Source organism: Cryobacterium sp. GrIS_2_6 (assembly GCF_035984545.1).
GTDB lineage: Bacteria > Actinomycetota > Actinomycetes > Actinomycetales > Microbacteriaceae > Cryobacterium.
Window position 1 is genome coordinate 439,809 of sequence record NZ_JAXCHP010000001.1, and the last position, 14,829, is coordinate 454,637.

Consider the following 14,829-nt stretch of genomic DNA (forward strand, 5'->3'; position numbering starts at 1 on the left):
CCATTAAACGTCACTCCAGTGGGGAGCATTCCGCATCGGTCATTCTCGGCCGGGCACCGTTCCGGGGGTCCCGGAGGCGGGTCCGGGATTACTTCCGGGCAGGGGACGGCGGGGAATGTAGCGCGGAATGTATCGGCCGAGCAACACGGCGCCGATCAGCCCGAAGGCGCCCATCACGCCGCTCGCGAGGGAGATCGACACGATCGTGAGCCCGGCGACCGCGACAGGGGCGACGGCGCTGCCGAAGTCGCCGGTGAACCGCCACGCCCCGAGGAACGGTGCCGGGTTGTCCTTGGGGGCCAGGTCGGCGCCGAGAGTCATCAGGATTCCGCTGCCGATCCCGTTCGCGACCGACAGGAACATCGCGACACCGATGAGCCACTGCACGTTGGTGGACAGGTCATGCGTGAACGCGAGGACGAGGAGGCCGAGGCCGAGACCGATCATGGAGGGGAGCGCGCTCCACATGCGACCGTACCGGTCCATGATCTGGCCGCTCGCGTAGAACAGGGCGAAGTCGATGCCGCCGGCGATGCCGATGATGAGCGCGATGTCCGGCTCGCTGATGCCGATGCTGACGGCCCAGAGCGGGATGAGGACGGCGCGCGCCGACCGCATCGCGCCGACGAGGCCCGCGCCGGTGCCGAGGCGGATGAGGACACCGCGGAAGCTCCAGATGGTCTGGAACAGGCCTTGGCTTTCCTCCTCTGCGAGTTCCTGGCCGGCCGGGCGCACGGTTCCATCAGGGGCCGTCGCGAGTTCGGGAGTGCCGAAGGTGCTCGCGGGGTCCGGCAGCAGCAGGAGTACGAGGGCAGCGCCAAGGCACGCGACGACGAACACCCAGAACACGGCCTGGGTGCCCCCGGTGAAGCGGATGACCGCGGTCGCGATGAAGGGGCCGACGAACCAGCCGCCGCGGAAGATCCCGCCGAGGGTCGACAGCGCGCGGGCCCGGTAGGCGACCGGCACGTAGCTCGTCATGAAGGCGTGCCTGGCGAGGGAGAAGATCGCCGTCGCGAGGCCGACGACGAAGATGCCGATGCCGAGCACGAGCGGGTTCGGGGCGACCAGGCAGACGAGGACGGCGATGATCGCGAGGAACGAGGCCCAGATCATCGCGTTGCGCTCGCCGATCCGGGAGACGACCCAGCCGCTCGGAATGTCGCCGATGAGCTCGCCGACCATGATCATCGCGGCGATGAACCCCGCCATCGCGAGTGACGCCCCGAGATTGTTGGCCACGATCGGGATCAGCGGGATGATCGCACCCTCACCGACAGAGAAGAGGAAGGTCGGCAGGAAGGCGGCAAGGGCTACCGAGCGCAGGCTGAAGGGGCGTTCGGTGCTTGTCATGACTCCTCGATGCTACCCGCGTGCCCGGCCGCGGCCGGGCGGACACAAGCCGGGGTCCTGTGACGCCGGGTAGGCTGAGCAACAAATGATTGAGTTGGACATTTCGGAGCAGATCGCCGCATTGCGGGCCACCTTCGGCGACATCCGGGCCGTGATCGACATCGATCAGCTGCGCACCGACATCGCCGACCTGAACGACCAGGCCGGTGCCCCCGACCTGTGGGACGACTCGGAGCACGCCCAGAAGGTGACGAGCGACCTCAGCCACCGCCAGTCGGAGCTCGCGCGCATCGAGAGCATCGAGCACCGACTCGACGACCTCGAGGTCCTCGTCGAGATGGCCAACGACGGCGAGGGCGACGAAGAGTCCGCCGAGGAGGCTACCGCAGAGCTCGCGAGCCTGCAGAAGGTGCTCGGCGAACTCGAGGTGCACACACTCCTCAATGGCGAATTCGACGGACGACCCGCCGTGATGACCATCCGCTCGGGCGCCGGTGGCGTCGATGCCGCCGACTTCGCCGAGATGCTGATGCGGATGTACCTGCGCTGGGCCGAACAGCACGACTACCCGGTGACGGTGCTCGACGTCGGATATGCGGAAGAGGCCGGAATCAAGTCCGCGACCCTGCAGATCGATTCGCCGTACGCCTTCGGCACGCTGAGCGTCGAGGCTGGCACCCACCGGCTCGTGCGGATGAGTCCGTTCAACTCCGCGGGTAAGCGCCAGACCTCTTTCGCCGCCGTCGAGGTCGTGCCGCTCATCGAGCAGACCGAGTCGATCGAGATCCCGGACACCGACATCCGTGTGGACGTGTTCCGGTCGAGCGGACCCGGTGGCCAGTCCGTCAACACGACGGACTCCGCCGTTCGGATCACCCACCTCCCCACCGGTACGGTGGTGAGCTGCCAGAACGAGAAGAGCCAGATCCAGAACCGGGCGGCCGCCATGCGGGTGCTGCAGTCCCGGCTGTTGCTGATCCAGCGCGAGCAGGAAGCCGCGACCAAGAAGGAGTTCGCTGGCGTCATCACGGCGAGCTGGGGCGACCAGATGCGCAGCTACGTGCTCGCCCCGTACCAAATGGTCAAGGACCTCCGCACGAACTATGAGGTCAACAATCCCACCCAGGTCTTCGACGGCGACCTCGACGGTTTCATCGCCGCCGGCATCCGCTGGCGCAAGCAGGCACCGCAGGATTGAGCCCAATTCGGGGGTTCCTGCCTGTGAGGAAAAGCTTGCCGGTATGTCGAACTGGCAAAACACAGGATGCCTGCCTAGGCTCAAGGGGCCATGATCCGTTTTGACAGCATCACTAAGAAATATCCGGGAACGACCCGACCGGCCCTCGACGACATCAACGTCGAGGTTCTGCGCGGCGAGTTCGTCTTCCTCGTCGGTGCATCCGGTTCGGGTAAATCAACCTGCCTGCGGCTGATCCTCAAGGAGGACAAACCCACGAGCGGGCGCATCCACGTGCTCGGGCAGGACCTGCGGTCGATCTCGAACCGCAAAGTCCCATACTTCCGTCGCAACCTCGGAGTCGTCTTCCAGGACTTCCGGCTGCTGCCGAACAAGAGCGTCTTCGAGAACGTCGCCTTCAGCCTGCAGGTGATCGGCAAGTCGCGCGGCTTCATCCAGGAGGCCGTTCCTGACACGCTCAAGATGGTCGGACTCGCCGAGAAGGCGCTCCGGCTGCCCCACGAACTCTCCGGCGGCGAGCAGCAGCGGGTCGCGATCGCGCGGGCCATCGTCAACAAGCCACAGGTGCTTCTCGCCGACGAGCCGACCGGAAACCTCGACCCCACCACGAGCGCGGGCATCATGGCCCTGCTCGAGCGCATCAACGCGGGTGGCACGACCGTGGTCATGGCCACGCATGAGGCCGGCATCGTCGACAAGATGCAGCGCCGGGTCATCGAGCTCTCCGGCGGCAAGATCGTGCGCGACGAACGCCAGGGCGGCTACGCGACCGCTGGCATCCCGATCATTCCGCTCGGAGCGGGGCTGCACCGGAAGCCGGCCATCGACCCGCAGCACACCGTGTCAGCACTCGCGCCGAGCGCACTGCCGTCGGTGTTCGCCCCTGCGAACCCTGCTAACCCGGCGAACCAGGCGAACCCGATGGCCCCGGCCACTCCTGCCCTCACCCACCCCTCCGCACCCGTGCCCGCGCCGCTTGCGCCCCCGGCCGTTCCCGTTCCTGCTGCACCCGTCACGCCTGTCGTCATCGTCCCCGACGACCCGGCTCGTGCGGGCGCCCTCGCCGAGACGGGCGCAGACGCTGCGGCCACGGCCACGGCCACGCCGCTCGCCGCCATTCCGCAGCCGTTCGGCGAGCAGGCCATGGCCATTGCCTCAGATTCCGGCATGCCCCTGCCGCTGACCTCGGCGATCTTCCTGCCCGGCCGCGATTCCCAGGCGGATGCCGCGACGACCCCAACGGGGACCGGTGCAGACGATTTCCCGTCCGATGCGGGTGCTGCCGAGCAACCGAAGTACATGTCGCGTCCGATGGCACCTACCCAGGACGACGTTCTCGACCAGCTCACCCTGGCCGAGAGGCTGGGGCTTCGTGCTCCCGGCGAAAAACCAGACCAAACCGGCGAACAGAATGTGGGACCCACCCGATGAGACTCGGACTGGTGCTCTCCGAAGCCGCCAACGGCCTGCGTCGCAATGCCTCGATGGTTGTCTCTGTCGTGCTCGTGACCTTCATCTCGCTGACCTTCGTCGGCGCTGCGATCCTGATGCAGATGCAGATCGGCCAGATGAAGAATTTCTGGTACGACCGCGCCCAGGTCGGAATCTACATGTGCACCGCGATCTCGCCGGGGGAGACCTGCACCGGGGGAGAGGCGAGCCAGGGTCAGATCGACGCCGTCAAGGCCCAGCTCGAGTCGCCGACGCTCTCGCCGTTCGTGGACAAGTACTACTTCGAGACGCATGAGCAGGCCTTCGAGAACTTCAAGAAGCAGTTCGCCGGCAACCCGGTCGCCGACTATGTGACTCCCGAGCAACTGAACCAGACCTTCTGGGTGAACCTCAAGGACCCGTCCCAATCGGATGTGCTCGTGGAGAGCCTGTCCGGCGTGGCCGGGGTCGAGAACGTCGCGGACCAGCGCAAGTACCTCGACCAGATCTTCTCCGTACTCAATGCGGCGAGTTACACGGCGATCGGTATCGCCTCGCTCATGCTCGTGGCTGCAGCGTTGCTGATCGCAACCACCATCCGGCTGTCGGCCTTCTCGAGGCGGCGTGAGCTCGGCATCATGAGACTCGTCGGTGCGTCGAACCGGTTCATCCAGACGCCGTTCATCCTCGAGGGCGTCTTCGCCGCGCTCCTCGGTTCGCTTTTGGCGGGCGGTGCGGTCCTTGCCCTCGTGCAATGGTTCGTGCAGGGCTTCCTCGGTTCCCGGCTCACGGGCTTCTCGCTCGTGGGCATGCAGGATGCGCTCCTCGTCGTGCCGATCTTGCTGGTGGTCGGCGCGGTACTCGCGGCGTTCTCTGCGAATTTCGCCATCACCCGATACCTGAAGGTCTAGCCGTTCGTCCGAGCGGCTCGAGGCCGAGCGCTAGACTGGTGGGCTGGCCGGTACCGGCCTGCCCACCCACTGACGCTGAGGAGTAACCCGTGCCCAGGGAAATCGGCGAAAAGGTCGTCTCGACCAATCGCAAGGCACGCCACGACTACCTCATCGAGGAGACGTACGAGGCCGGAATGGTCCTGAGCGGAACCGAGGTGAAGTCGCTGCGCGCCGGCCGCGCCTCGCTCGTCGACGGCTACGCCTTCATCGAAGGCGGCGAAGCCTGGCTCGACGCCGTGCACATTCAGGAGTACATGGCCGGCACCTGGACGAACCACCCGCCGCGGCGCAAGCGCAAACTGCTGCTGCACAAGCAGGAGATCGTCAAGATCAGCCACAAGACCAAAGAGGGCGGCTACACGCTCGTCCCTCTGCGGATCTACTTCAGCAACGGCAAGGCCAAGGTTGAGATCGCCGTCGCCAAGGGCAAGAAGGAATACGACAAGCGCCAGACGCTCCGTGAGCGCCAGGACAAGCGCGAGTCCGACCGCGCGATGTCCGCGCGCAAGCACCTCGGCGACTGATACCCGGTTGAATCACCCACCGGTCGGGCGAGCGGGCGACGGCACCCGCAGGCGCCGATGCGGCGTATGCGGGGCGTTACGATGAGGCGATGAGTACAGCCGACGCGGAATACAACGCCTTCGGCCCCTGGGTGGACGCGGTGCGGACTCTGGATGAGGTCCCGCGGCTGTTTCGCGACTTCGGTTGCGATCCCACGTCCGAACGGCTCGTGCTCAAGGTGCCGCGGAACATCCCCCGCCGGGACGCGGATCCGACTATGGATCTCTACGACCACCTGATCATCGCGGGGAGCGACGCCCTCACCGTGCTGAGCAGGACCGGTTCGGCATACGCCGGCTCGACGCTGCCCTATGACGCCGTCGTTGCCATCGAGGACAGCGTCGACCTCGCCGACGGGCGCCTGCGGGTGCATCCCCGGGACGGCGCCGTGCTCCAGGTCGGCTACAACGGCTCCTCGCGCGAGGTCGTCAGCGGATTCGTCGACCTGCTCCGTGACATGTCGCTCGGTTCGAAAGTGTCGTTCGGCTCACACGACGCCGCAACGGCCGCGGCTTCGATGCTGACTTTCCCGGTCGGCCCCGCCATCGACCGGCGGCCCAATGCCGTCCTGAACTCTGCCGCGTTCCGGGCAACCGACGCGGACCTGATGGCGGACTGGACGAATCTTCGGGATCGCGAGCCCGAACTCCACCTCTACGCCGCGCATCCGCGTGAGCGGGTTCGGGCGACCGGCGACTTCATGGCCCGGGTGCTGAACCTGTTCCGTCCGACTGTGCTGCACGGCGCCATCGTCTGCGGGACCGACGCGGAGGTTCAAGTGCTGTCTCGTTGCGACTGGTTCGGTCTGGCCGATCGGTCCGAATTGTCGAGCTCCCGACTGATCGTGTTCCTGGCGCGGTTGGAGTCGGTCACCGTACAGCGGCATCCGCGTTACGCCGAGGCGAGTATCGTCACGGTCCGGTCGGGTGCTGCGCGCATCGACGTGATCGTTCCCGGCGACTCCGAGGCCGAGCGCGTCCTGCTGGCCGTCGCCCCGCATTCCGGCAGAAGTGTTGTAGACTGAAGGGCTGCACGATCAGTTCGAAAAGAGCGAGTGCAGTCTTGACAACTCAACAGCGTGTGACAGGACCCACTCATTCCGCCGCAAGTCGGTGGCGCCGAACAATGGCGACGAGTGCGCATGGGGATGATCGGTTTCGACATTGCCTGCGCAAATGTGAGAAGCGGGTCGAGGATGCAGGGTTAACTCGTTAACGCTCCCTGCAAAACAATAAGTGCCAAAACAAACCGCACTGACTCTGCTTCTGCTTACGCCCTCGCGGCCTAAGTAAAGCAACTAGAGAGTCCGTCAGGCCGGGAATGCTCTCTACCCGGACCCTGACGTCATTTAGAGAGATTGCTCCTACTCTGAGCCGCGGGGTGTAGGGGGACTTAAACGAGGGCTGGGCTCGTCGGATTAGCTGACAGTGGCAAATTCCGGAGCCGAGTAGAACGACTTCACTGGATACACCCGTAGAAGGCATATGACCACAGCAGTGGACGGGGGTTCAATTCCCCCCATCTCCACCATCGGCTCCTGTCACACGCTCTTGAGTCCTTGAGTCCTTGAGTCCTTGAGTCCTTGAGTCCTTGAGTCCTTGAGTCCTCGAGTCCTCGAGTCTCCGACCCTCGGTCTTGAGCCCGTGGGTCGAATCACCATAGTGTGATTCCCTACGACCACGACTTCAGGAGATGACATGTCCCTCGTCCGCGTGCACAACTTCTCGGTCTCCCTTGACGGCTTCGGCACCGGCGAAGGCCAGCAACTCGACGCTCCTTTCGGCCACGCAGGCTCCCGGCTCATGGAGTGGGCGATCGCGACACGCACCTTCCGCGAGATGGGCCTTCACGGGGAGTCTGTGGCATCATTCGGCGTCGACGATGCGTTCGCCAGCGCCTGGGGCCCCGGGATCGGCGTGGAGATCATGGGGCGCAACAAGTTCGGCCCGGTGCGTGGTCCCTGGGAGGACGAAGAGTGGCAGGGATGGTGGGGCGACAACCCTGTGTTCCACACCCCCGTGGTCGTGCTGACGCACCATCCCCGGCCGGTGCTCGTGATGGACGGCGGAACAACCTTCCACTTCGTTGATGCCGACCCCCTCTCGGCGCTCGAACAGGCCCGCGCCCTTGCCGGCGACCGCCACGTCCGGGTCGGTGGCGGCGTCAGCACGGTTCGGCAGTTCCTCGAGGCCGATCTGATCGACCACATGCACATCGTCCTGGTACCGATCGTCCTGGGCCGGGGCGAACGGCTGTGGGACGAACTCGAAGGGCTCGAGCAACGCTTTGATATCGAGGCGACCCCTTCTCCGTCCGGAGTCGTCCATCTGGTCTTCACCCGTCACACGGCTCGGTAGTCCGCCGCGCGCTTTCGGGGCATGATGACCTCGGACGAGGAGTCTGATGGCCGACACCGGACTGCGGAAATGGGCGCCAGGGGTCGCTACAGTGCTGAGCTATCGGCGCACCTGGCTGCTGCCCGATCTGCGCGCAGGGGCGATCCTGACCGCCCTGCTCATCCCGGTCGGCATCGGCTATGCCGAGGTCGCCGGTCTTCCGCCCGTGACAGGACTGTTCGCCACGATCGTTCCTCTTCTCGTCTACGCCGTCGTCGGGCCGTCCCGGATCCTGGTGCTCGCTCCCGACTCGGCTCTCGCGCCGATCATCGCCGCGGCCATCCTGCCGCTCGCGGCCGGGGACAGCGCCCGCGCCGTTACCCTGGCCGGGCTCCTGGGAATCATGGTCGGTGCGGCACTCATCGTGGGCGGATTCCTACGCCTCGGATTCGTCACCGACCTGCTTTCCAAGCCGCTCCGGGTCGGCTACCTCAACGCGCTCGCGGTAATCGTCATCCTGTCGCAGATCCCGTCGCTCCTCGGATTCGCTCTCTCCTCTGCGTCACCGCTGGGAGATGCGATCGCCATCGTCACGGGCATCGTCGGCGGTAGGGTGAACCCGACCGCGGTGCTGTTCGGAATCGGCTCACTGGGTGTCATCGTCGTCCTGGTCTGGACGAAGAGCCGGATCCCAGGGATCCTCGTCGCGGTCGCGGCCTCGATGGTACTGACGTACGCCCTCGGCCTCCACGCCGACATCCCCGTCGTCGGCGCTCTCCCCGCCGGCCTCCCGGCACCCGCCCTCACCGGCCTGCACTGGGCGGATGTCGTCGGTCTGGCACTTCCCGCGCTCGGGATGGCGCTCATCGCTTTCGCGGACACCGCCGTGCTCTCCCGCACCATCGCCGCGCGCCGCGGAGACACTGTCGACGGCAACCAGGAAATGGCGGCGGTCGGCGCCTCGAACCTGTTCGCCGGCCTGTTCGGCGGGTTCCCCATCTCGGCGTCGTCGTCGCGCACTGCCGCCGCTGAGAGCGCCGGGGCGCGCTCTCAACTCGCCGGAGTGGCCGGGGCTGTCTTCCTCGTCCTGTTCATGCTGCTCGGGCCCGGCCTCACGGACTTCCTGCCCTCTGCCACGATCGCGGCCGTCGTCATGGTCGCTGCGGCGGGACTGGTCGACATAAGGGGGTTCGTCGCCCTCGTGAGGATGAGCAAGACCGATGCCGTGTTGTCCGTCGCGGCCTTCCTCGGCGTGCTCGTCGCCGGAGTGATCGCAGGGATCATCGTCGCGGTCGTTCTGTCCCTTGGCGAGTTCATCGGCCATGCCTGGCGGCCGTACCGCGCGGAGCTGGGTCGCATTCATGGCCTCCGGGGCTACCACGACCTGTCACGGCACCCGGAAGGCGAGCGCCTGCCTGGCATCGTCATCGTTCGTTTCGACGCACCGCTTTTCTTCGCCAATGGCGGGATCTTCGACGACTACGTTCGGGCGACCGTCAGCGCCGCCGGCACCGACGTGCGCACCGTGATCCTGGCCGCGGAACCGATCACCGATATCGACACCACCGCCATCGACGAACTGCTCGAACTCGACGAGTTCCTGAAGAAGCGCGGCGCCACCCTCGTATTCGCGGAGATGAAGGGTCCCGTGAAAGACGTGCTACGTCGATACGGCCTCGGCAAACGGTTCCCGCCCGAACGATTCGCCGACACCGTCGGCGCCGCCGTCGACGCGGCGACCGGCACGCTGCGGGGCGACCTCGACGACACGCAGTGGGACCGTGACGCCTGACGTCGTGATATCAATTCATCAGCGGCGGGCCTGGGCGAGGGTTCCGGTCACGGGGCCGGCGGGGTCGTCTATGAGGCACGAGACCAGGTGGCTGCCGGAAATCGTCCAGCCGTCCTCCGGCGGAACGAAGTAGTTGTAATCGAGCTGGGAGCCGTCGTAGGCACTGCCGGTGAAGGCCTCGAATCGGGTTCCGCAGCCGCCTTCGGCCGCCGCGACGACAGCGTCTTCGCCGGGATACGACTCCATCGGCAGGTCGAAGCCCGCGTAGACCTCGAAGGCGTGCACTTCGGTGCACGGCACCAGCGTGACGCCGACAGCGGATGCCACATCGGTGTCCCCGAAGTTGTCGAGGCAGTCCCCGACCACGAGCTTCGACACCTGGATCGGCACGGCCATGGCTGATGCGGCAAGCGAGGCGGCCCCGTCACTGGCCGAGGGGGCGAGATGGGCGACGGAGGAGCATCCGCTCACCGCCAGCAACAGGCCGAGGGCAAGTGCTGCTGTGGCCGCAGCTCGCGCGATGACGGCGCGCCGGGCAGAGAGCGGGGCAACCCGGACCGCATCGGGGCGTGAGGGTGGCATTAGCCGTGACGGGCCGTGCCGGCGGTGCCGGCCGCGGAGGCGCGGAGGACCTCGAGGGTCGCGGCGTGCAGCAGTCCGTTGGTGGCGAGGGAACTGCCCTGCCAGGGTCCCTCGAGCCCGTCGGCCGAGGTGAAGGTGCCGCCGGCCTCCTGCACGATCGGGGCGAGCGCGGCCATGTCGTACGGCTTGAGGTCGAATTCGGCCACGATATCGAGCACGCCTTCGGCCAGGAGCATGTACGACCACATATCGCCGTATGCCCGGGTGCGCCACACCGACCGGGAGAGGGCGACAAGCTCGTCGAGGTGGCCGGTCTGGTCCCACTGCTGGATGCTGTTGTAGCTGAGGGACGCGTCGGCGAGGGTCGAGACGCCGGAGACCTGGAGCCGGCGCGGGGCTGCGTCGGGGGTGCGCTCGTCGCTGGACCAGGCGCCGGCGCCAGCTCGCGCCCACCAGCGCTTGCCGAGGGCGGGGGAGCTCACCACGCCGACGACGGGGATGCCGTCGACAGCGAGGGAGATCAGAGTTCCCCAGATCTGCACGCCGCGCAGGAAACCGGCGGTGCCGTCGATCGGGTCGATGATCCACTGGCGCACGGTCGAGCCGGCGGTGCCGTATTCCTCGCCGAGAATGCCGTCGTTCGGACGTCGCGCTGCGAGTAAGGCACGGATGGCTCGTTCGACGGCCTGGTCGGCGTCCGTCACCGGGGTACGGTCCGGCTTGGTCGTGACGACGAGGTCCATCGCGGTGAAGCGGTCGCGGGAGATGGCATCCGCGGCGTCGGCGAGTTCGATGGCGAGGGCCAGGTCATCGTCGAGGCTGTAGGTGGAGGCCTCGTCGGAGGCACTGTTTCGGGGAGGAATTGTTGCGTCGGTCACACTCCCAAGGATAGTAATTTCCGCGCGACTCACCGGTGCGCGGCCTCGATTGGCGCCCGGGACGTTTCCGGTGTTATTCTCTAGAGTCGCTTCGGGTTGTCCCGGAGAAACAAACACGCACCTCTAGCTCAATTGGCAGAGCAACTGACTCTTAATCAGTGGGTTCCGGGTTCAAGTCCCGGGGGGTGCACCAAGAAAGCGGATTGACCGGCTGTTTTACTGGTTTCCATGTCATTTGGGATCACTTGGAATCAGCTATTGTCACCTGAATAAGTGTGGAGTAACTGTGGACTTGTGCTCGGTCCACACAAATAGAAAAGCCTCTGACAACCAGCGTTGTCAGAGGCTTTTGTGGTTAAGTGTGGACCTGTCGCGTGGAGACCTAGGGCTAAGTCCGCGTAAATAGAGCTGGCGAGGTGCCCGGCCGCCCGGTTCACGTTCTTACGATGGCGCTCACAACACTCTTCGACCGAATTTCGCGCTCACCTTGCGCACATCACTCACCGAAACGTCCCGGCTTATGTAGCTGCGAATGGTTGTACTGAGCTGGCCATGCCCGAGGAGCTTCTGCGCGGCTTCCGGCCCATACTCCGGGTGGTGGCCAACCTCCGATGCAATCGAGCGACGCATGGAGTGGGTGCTCGCGAACTCGACCTCGGAGCCCGCAAGGGCCGCCCGCATCGAACGACGCAGATTGGCGAGGTTGAGAGGTGCACCTGTGGCGGCATAGAAGATGAGCCCGCCGGTACCTGGTGTGTCAACCCGACGGCGCAGAATCTCGATGGCGAAGTCATCGAGGACGACACGGCGGACATCTTTCGCCTTTGTATAGGGCTGCACAAAATAGAAGCCGGGAATCTCATACTGACGGGCCCCGAGCTTCTTGCCTCGCGGGCCCTGGATGGACACGGCCTGGTGAATCGTGATGACGGGAGGCTCGGCCGTCCAGTCGATGTCCTGCACTTGTATGGCGGCAACCTCAGACACTCGGGCACCGAGAGCAAGCTGCAGAGACAGGACGTCGATTAGGTCGGTGCTGCCTTTGCGGGAATTCGGGCCTGGACGCGACCGGTCTTTAGCAGCAATCAGGAGGTCGAACATCTGCTCGGCAGTATCGGGCGTGAGCGCTTGAGGGTCGGCTTTTTCTACTTTGGGGAGGTGTCCCGCTGCATTGACCGCGGTGTTAGAGGCCACAGCATCGTGACGAAGCGCCAAAGTCATTAGGTTGCCGGACACCGCCCGGATGAGTTTTGCTTCGGAGGGGGACTTCTTGTGCTCGTCAAGAATGAGCTTGGCAAAGGTGCCTTGTGTTAGCTCGTGAAGGCGGCGTTGGCCGATAGCCGGCAGAATCTGGAAACGGGCGGTGCGCGTGTACCGAGTGACGGTTGCGGATGCCAAATCGGTGTCGTCCAGTTCCGCGATATACAGCTCGATGAGCTGGGCAACCGTTGACATCCGGCTCAGCGCAGGGGTACCGATGCTCGTGGGAGTCTTGACTCGAGCGTCCATCTTGCTCTTGAGGGCAGCCTTCGCTTTGGCTTCCGTAGTGGAGGATGCCCGCACTTGCCTGCGCTCCCCGGTCGTTGGGTGTCGCTGCCAGGCTACGGCCCTCCATGCGCCCTCTGAGACCTGCTTGGCGCTGATGTTGCCGTAGGCGCCGAGCTCGAGAACCGGTCTGCCGGCCATTACATAGCTCCGAAGAACGCGACGATGGCATCAGCCGGCCAGCGGGTGGTCCGGCCGATGCGGAGGGGCTTGGGCATGCGACCGGCGACGACCCAGTTGCGTACGGTACCGACGCTAATCTTCGCGTAGGTCGCAACGTCGGTAGCGTCCCAGAGTGGAGCGTAAACGGTGACGGCTGGAGTGGCATTTGGCATGGCGTGTCTTTCAGTTCGGCGACCGAGGTGACAACCTCGATTCGCTATACGCATGCGCGGTTAAGAACAATTTAGCAACGCTAACGAAATGGCGTCCCATAACTCGGTGTCATCCGACGTCGAAACCGACTCACATTCCGTGAGGATGCAAATACCGGGATTTTGCATCGAGTCGACCCGTCGAACTGAGAGCACCGGCTTTCTTCATGCCCTTGAGCAGATCGACTTCCGTCCGAGGGTCAATAACGATCAGTGATCGGCTCGGCGCAGGTGGCTCCCAATCAAGCGACTTCAGGATCGGGTGCACGAGGACCAGCTTCACACTGCCACCTGGCCATGGTTCCGCTGAAGGGACTAGGCATCGAGGCGCGTAGAGCCTTTCCAGAGCGGGCGCGGATTCGGCCCACTGCGACCAGGTCCCGCTCGACGCACCTTTCGCCAAAGCTCGAGCTTGGTACTCGGTGGCGACTTCACAGGCATATGCAAAGCGATTCTGACGCAAGAGGTCGGCCCAAGAACCGCCCTCTACGATAGTTTCCGCACGACCGATCTCTCCGTATCCTTCAATGAAAGACGCCAGCAGCCCGCCGGTCGTCACACTCAGCCGCAGCTCTCCGTCGGTGGCTTCGCCGCAGGCCCAGAAAGTTTGATGCATCTTTTCGCTCATGCCGCCTTCATGCGCGGCACCCGTCAGTACCGCACACGCTGCGGTACGAAAATGTCCGCGAGCTCACCGTCGGCGAGCCAATCCACCATCACTGTCAGGGCCAAGCTCGTTGGCGCGAGCGCCTGCCGCGGCTGCACCATGAGCTGAAGTGTGGGGTCTGAGTGAACATTCACAAGAGGCCACGCGCCGCCGGTCGCCAGACCGATCCGCCACAGGTTTTCGATTCCTGCTTCCGGATGCCAGCCGAGCTCTACGGCGATCGCCCGGCTTGAGCCGAGGCATTGCGCGAACCAGCTCGGGTATGGCTGGCCCGGTTCGCGGATCCTCTCCACGATAAGAAAATTCCAGCCGGTCCCGGTGCCCACCATTGAGACCAGACTCTCTAGAAATATCCAGGAGATCATTGGCGACCACCCGTCGCCTGACGAATTCTTCCATCTATATTTCAGAGGTTCGGGCTCCTCCCAGAGGACCGGCTCGAGGCTGGGGTCGAGGTCGAAAGCGCGTGGCATTGGAAGGGGCATACGTGGTCCATGCGCGGGGTCGCCAATCTCCGAACTGTCCCGCGCATGTAGTTCGCATGAAACCCAAGATGCACGAGCTGATGGATGGACCCGGTCTCTGGCGAGTGACCACGTTGAGTGGCACAGTTCACGAATTTAAGACTGAGCCAAGCCTCTACTGGCGTCGGACGCCCGCGCCTGGGTCTTTCGATGCTGCTTACGATAATCGGTGGGCTAGGCTACGTCGGCTCGGTCGCGTAGAGGTTGGTTTTCGCGTCTCGCTCGAAGTGAGCGACGGCTCTTATTTGTACGGCAACACCTGGCACAAGACGGCGACGGTCCTCTCCATCCAGCGCCTGCCCGGATATTGCATCGAGTGCGGTAGCCGCCGGCCACTCCGCGTGCCCTGCTGGCGTTGCACCATCCAGCCGGGCTGGTTCGATGGCGACGAAGGCACGGACCCCCGCCGCGTCGCCCTCCGTCGTCGCATCGAGCGCCGGCTCGGCCGCATCCGCTCATGGCGCCACAACACCTGGGCGGCTGTCAAAAAGTCCGCCTACAACGCCACCGATCGGCGCTGGTGGCTCGATGGGGTCAGACCGCTCACCGCCGAGGATGTCGAACCTGTTAACGCCGACCGAAAATAGGGCCAGTATCGCCGATTGAAAACAGGGCCACCGACCATTATGGAA

15 protein-coding genes, 1 tRNA gene and 1 other RNA gene are annotated in these 14,829 nt (G+C 65.0%); 10 read left to right on the forward strand and 7 right to left on the reverse strand.

Going from position 1 to position 14,829, the window contains the following annotated elements; translation table 11 throughout:
• Positions 1 to 39: 39 nt before the first annotated feature.
• Complete coding sequence (locus RCH22_RS02030; RefSeq protein WP_327012632.1) at positions 40 to 1,353, reverse strand: MFS transporter; 1,314 nt, start codon at positions 1,351 to 1,353, stop codon at positions 40 to 42.
• 85 nt (positions 1,354 to 1,438) lie between these two features.
• Here RCH22_RS02030 and prfB point away from each other — a divergent pair, with 85 nt between their 5' ends.
• From prfB to RCH22_RS02070, 8 genes are all read left to right on the forward strand, one after another.
• Complete coding sequence (gene prfB / locus RCH22_RS02035; RefSeq protein ID WP_327012633.1) at positions 1,439 to 2,551, forward strand: peptide chain release factor 2; 1,113 nt, start codon at positions 1,439 to 1,441, stop codon at positions 2,549 to 2,551.
• A gap of 90 nt (positions 2,552 to 2,641) precedes the next feature.
• Positions 2,642 to 3,982 (forward strand): cell division ATP-binding protein FtsE, encoded by a 1,341-nt coding sequence (gene ftsE, locus RCH22_RS02040; protein WP_327012634.1) that lies wholly within the window; start codon positions 2,642 to 2,644, stop codon positions 3,980 to 3,982.
• The gene (gene ftsX, locus RCH22_RS02045) at positions 3,979 to 4,893 is read left to right on the forward strand and encodes a permease-like cell division protein FtsX (RefSeq protein ID WP_134447301.1); all 915 of its coding nucleotides are present in this window, start codon (positions 3,979 to 3,981) and stop codon (positions 4,891 to 4,893) included. Before ftsE ends, ftsX begins: the two co-directional genes overlap by 4 nt.
• Before the next feature lie 89 nt (positions 4,894 to 4,982).
• The gene (gene smpB / locus RCH22_RS02050) at positions 4,983 to 5,459 is read left to right on the forward strand and encodes an SsrA-binding protein SmpB (protein WP_327012635.1); all 477 of its coding nucleotides are present in this window, start codon (positions 4,983 to 4,985) and stop codon (positions 5,457 to 5,459) included.
• Between the two features lie 89 nt (positions 5,460 to 5,548).
• A complete protein-coding gene (locus RCH22_RS02055) occupies positions 5,549 to 6,523 on the forward strand; it encodes a hypothetical protein (RefSeq protein ID WP_327012636.1) in 975 nt (324 codons plus the stop codon).
• A gap of 119 nt (positions 6,524 to 6,642) precedes the next feature.
• Positions 6,643 to 7,029: a transfer-messenger RNA gene (gene ssrA / locus RCH22_RS02060) on the forward strand.
• Between the two features lie 167 nt (positions 7,030 to 7,196).
• Positions 7,197 to 7,856, forward strand: coding sequence for a dihydrofolate reductase family protein (locus RCH22_RS02065; RefSeq protein WP_327012637.1), 660 nt, complete (start codon positions 7,197 to 7,199; stop codon positions 7,854 to 7,856).
• Between the two features lie 46 nt (positions 7,857 to 7,902).
• Positions 7,903 to 9,627, forward strand: a complete 1,725-nt coding sequence (locus tag RCH22_RS02070) for a SulP family inorganic anion transporter (protein ID WP_327012638.1) — start codon at positions 7,903 to 7,905, stop codon at positions 9,625 to 9,627.
• Between the two features lie 18 nt (positions 9,628 to 9,645).
• Here the strand turns inward: RCH22_RS02070 and RCH22_RS02075 are convergent, their stop codons facing one another.
• A complete protein-coding gene (locus RCH22_RS02075; protein WP_327012639.1) occupies positions 9,646 to 10,209 on the reverse strand; it encodes a septum formation family protein in 564 nt (187 codons plus the stop codon).
• Positions 10,209 to 11,087 carry an inositol monophosphatase family protein gene (locus RCH22_RS02080; protein ID WP_327012640.1) on the reverse strand — a complete coding sequence of 293 codons (879 nt, stop codon included), beginning with the start codon at positions 11,085 to 11,087 and terminating at the stop codon, positions 10,209 to 10,211. The genes RCH22_RS02075 and RCH22_RS02080 overlap by 1 nt, the downstream gene beginning before the upstream one ends.
• A gap of 117 nt (positions 11,088 to 11,204) precedes the next feature.
• Here RCH22_RS02080 and RCH22_RS02085 point away from each other — a divergent pair.
• Positions 11,205 to 11,280, forward strand: a tRNA-Lys gene (locus RCH22_RS02085).
• A gap of 260 nt (positions 11,281 to 11,540) precedes the next feature.
• Here the strand turns inward: RCH22_RS02085 and RCH22_RS02090 are convergent.
• The 4 genes from RCH22_RS02090 to RCH22_RS02105 form a co-directional block, all read right to left on the reverse strand.
• Entirely contained in the window at positions 11,541 to 12,773 is a 1,233-nt protein-coding gene (locus tag RCH22_RS02090) for a tyrosine-type recombinase/integrase (protein ID WP_327012641.1), read from the reverse strand.
• On the reverse strand, positions 12,773 to 12,967 hold the full coding sequence (locus RCH22_RS02095; RefSeq protein ID WP_327012642.1) for a helix-turn-helix domain-containing protein: 195 nt from the start codon (positions 12,965 to 12,967) through the stop codon (positions 12,773 to 12,775). The genes RCH22_RS02090 and RCH22_RS02095 overlap by 1 nt, the downstream gene beginning before the upstream one ends.
• A 130-nt stretch (positions 12,968 to 13,097) precedes the next feature.
• Positions 13,098 to 13,634, reverse strand: a complete 537-nt coding sequence (locus RCH22_RS02100) for a hypothetical protein (RefSeq protein WP_327012643.1) — start codon at positions 13,632 to 13,634, stop codon at positions 13,098 to 13,100.
• Between the two features lie 23 nt (positions 13,635 to 13,657).
• The gene (locus RCH22_RS02105; protein ID WP_327012644.1) at positions 13,658 to 14,002 is read right to left on the reverse strand and encodes a hypothetical protein; all 345 of its coding nucleotides are present in this window, start codon (positions 14,000 to 14,002) and stop codon (positions 13,658 to 13,660) included.
• A gap of 422 nt (positions 14,003 to 14,424) precedes the next feature.
• On the opposite strand from RCH22_RS02105, the gene RCH22_RS02110 reads away from it, so the two are divergent.
• Positions 14,425 to 14,784 (forward strand): hypothetical protein, encoded by a 360-nt coding sequence (locus tag RCH22_RS02110; RefSeq protein WP_327012645.1) that lies wholly within the window; start codon positions 14,425 to 14,427, stop codon positions 14,782 to 14,784.
• The last annotated feature ends 45 nt before the right edge of the window (positions 14,785 to 14,829 follow it).

Coding starts and splice junctions, on each gene's coding strand:
- RCH22_RS02030 (WP_327012632.1), bottom strand. CDS start 1,353: ATGACAAGCACCGAACGCCCCTTCAGCCTGCGCTCGGTAGCCCTTGCC.
- prfB (WP_327012633.1), top strand. CDS start 1,439: ATGATTGAGTTGGACATTTCGGAGCAGATCGCCGCATTGCGGGCCACC.
- ftsE (WP_327012634.1), top strand. CDS start 2,642: ATGATCCGTTTTGACAGCATCACTAAGAAATATCCGGGAACGACCCGA.
- ftsX (WP_134447301.1), top strand. CDS start 3,979: ATGAGACTCGGACTGGTGCTCTCCGAAGCCGCCAACGGCCTGCGTCGC.
- RCH22_RS02055 (WP_327012636.1), top strand. CDS start 5,549: ATGAGTACAGCCGACGCGGAATACAACGCCTTCGGCCCCTGGGTGGAC.
- RCH22_RS02065 (WP_327012637.1), top strand. CDS start 7,197: ATGTCCCTCGTCCGCGTGCACAACTTCTCGGTCTCCCTTGACGGCTTC.
- RCH22_RS02070 (WP_327012638.1), top strand. CDS start 7,903: ATGGCCGACACCGGACTGCGGAAATGGGCGCCAGGGGTCGCTACAGTG.
- RCH22_RS02075 (WP_327012639.1), bottom strand. CDS start 10,209: ATGCCACCCTCACGCCCCGATGCGGTCCGGGTTGCCCCGCTCTCTGCC.
- RCH22_RS02090 (WP_327012641.1), bottom strand. CDS start 12,773: ATGGCCGGCAGACCGGTTCTCGAGCTCGGCGCCTACGGCAACATCAGC.
- RCH22_RS02095 (WP_327012642.1), bottom strand. CDS start 12,967: ATGCCAAATGCCACTCCAGCCGTCACCGTTTACGCTCCACTCTGGGAC.
- RCH22_RS02100 (WP_327012643.1), bottom strand. CDS start 13,634: ATGAGCGAAAAGATGCATCAAACTTTCTGGGCCTGCGGCGAAGCCACC.
- RCH22_RS02105 (WP_327012644.1), bottom strand. CDS start 14,002: ATGGTGGGCACCGGGACCGGCTGGAATTTTCTTATCGTGGAGAGGATC.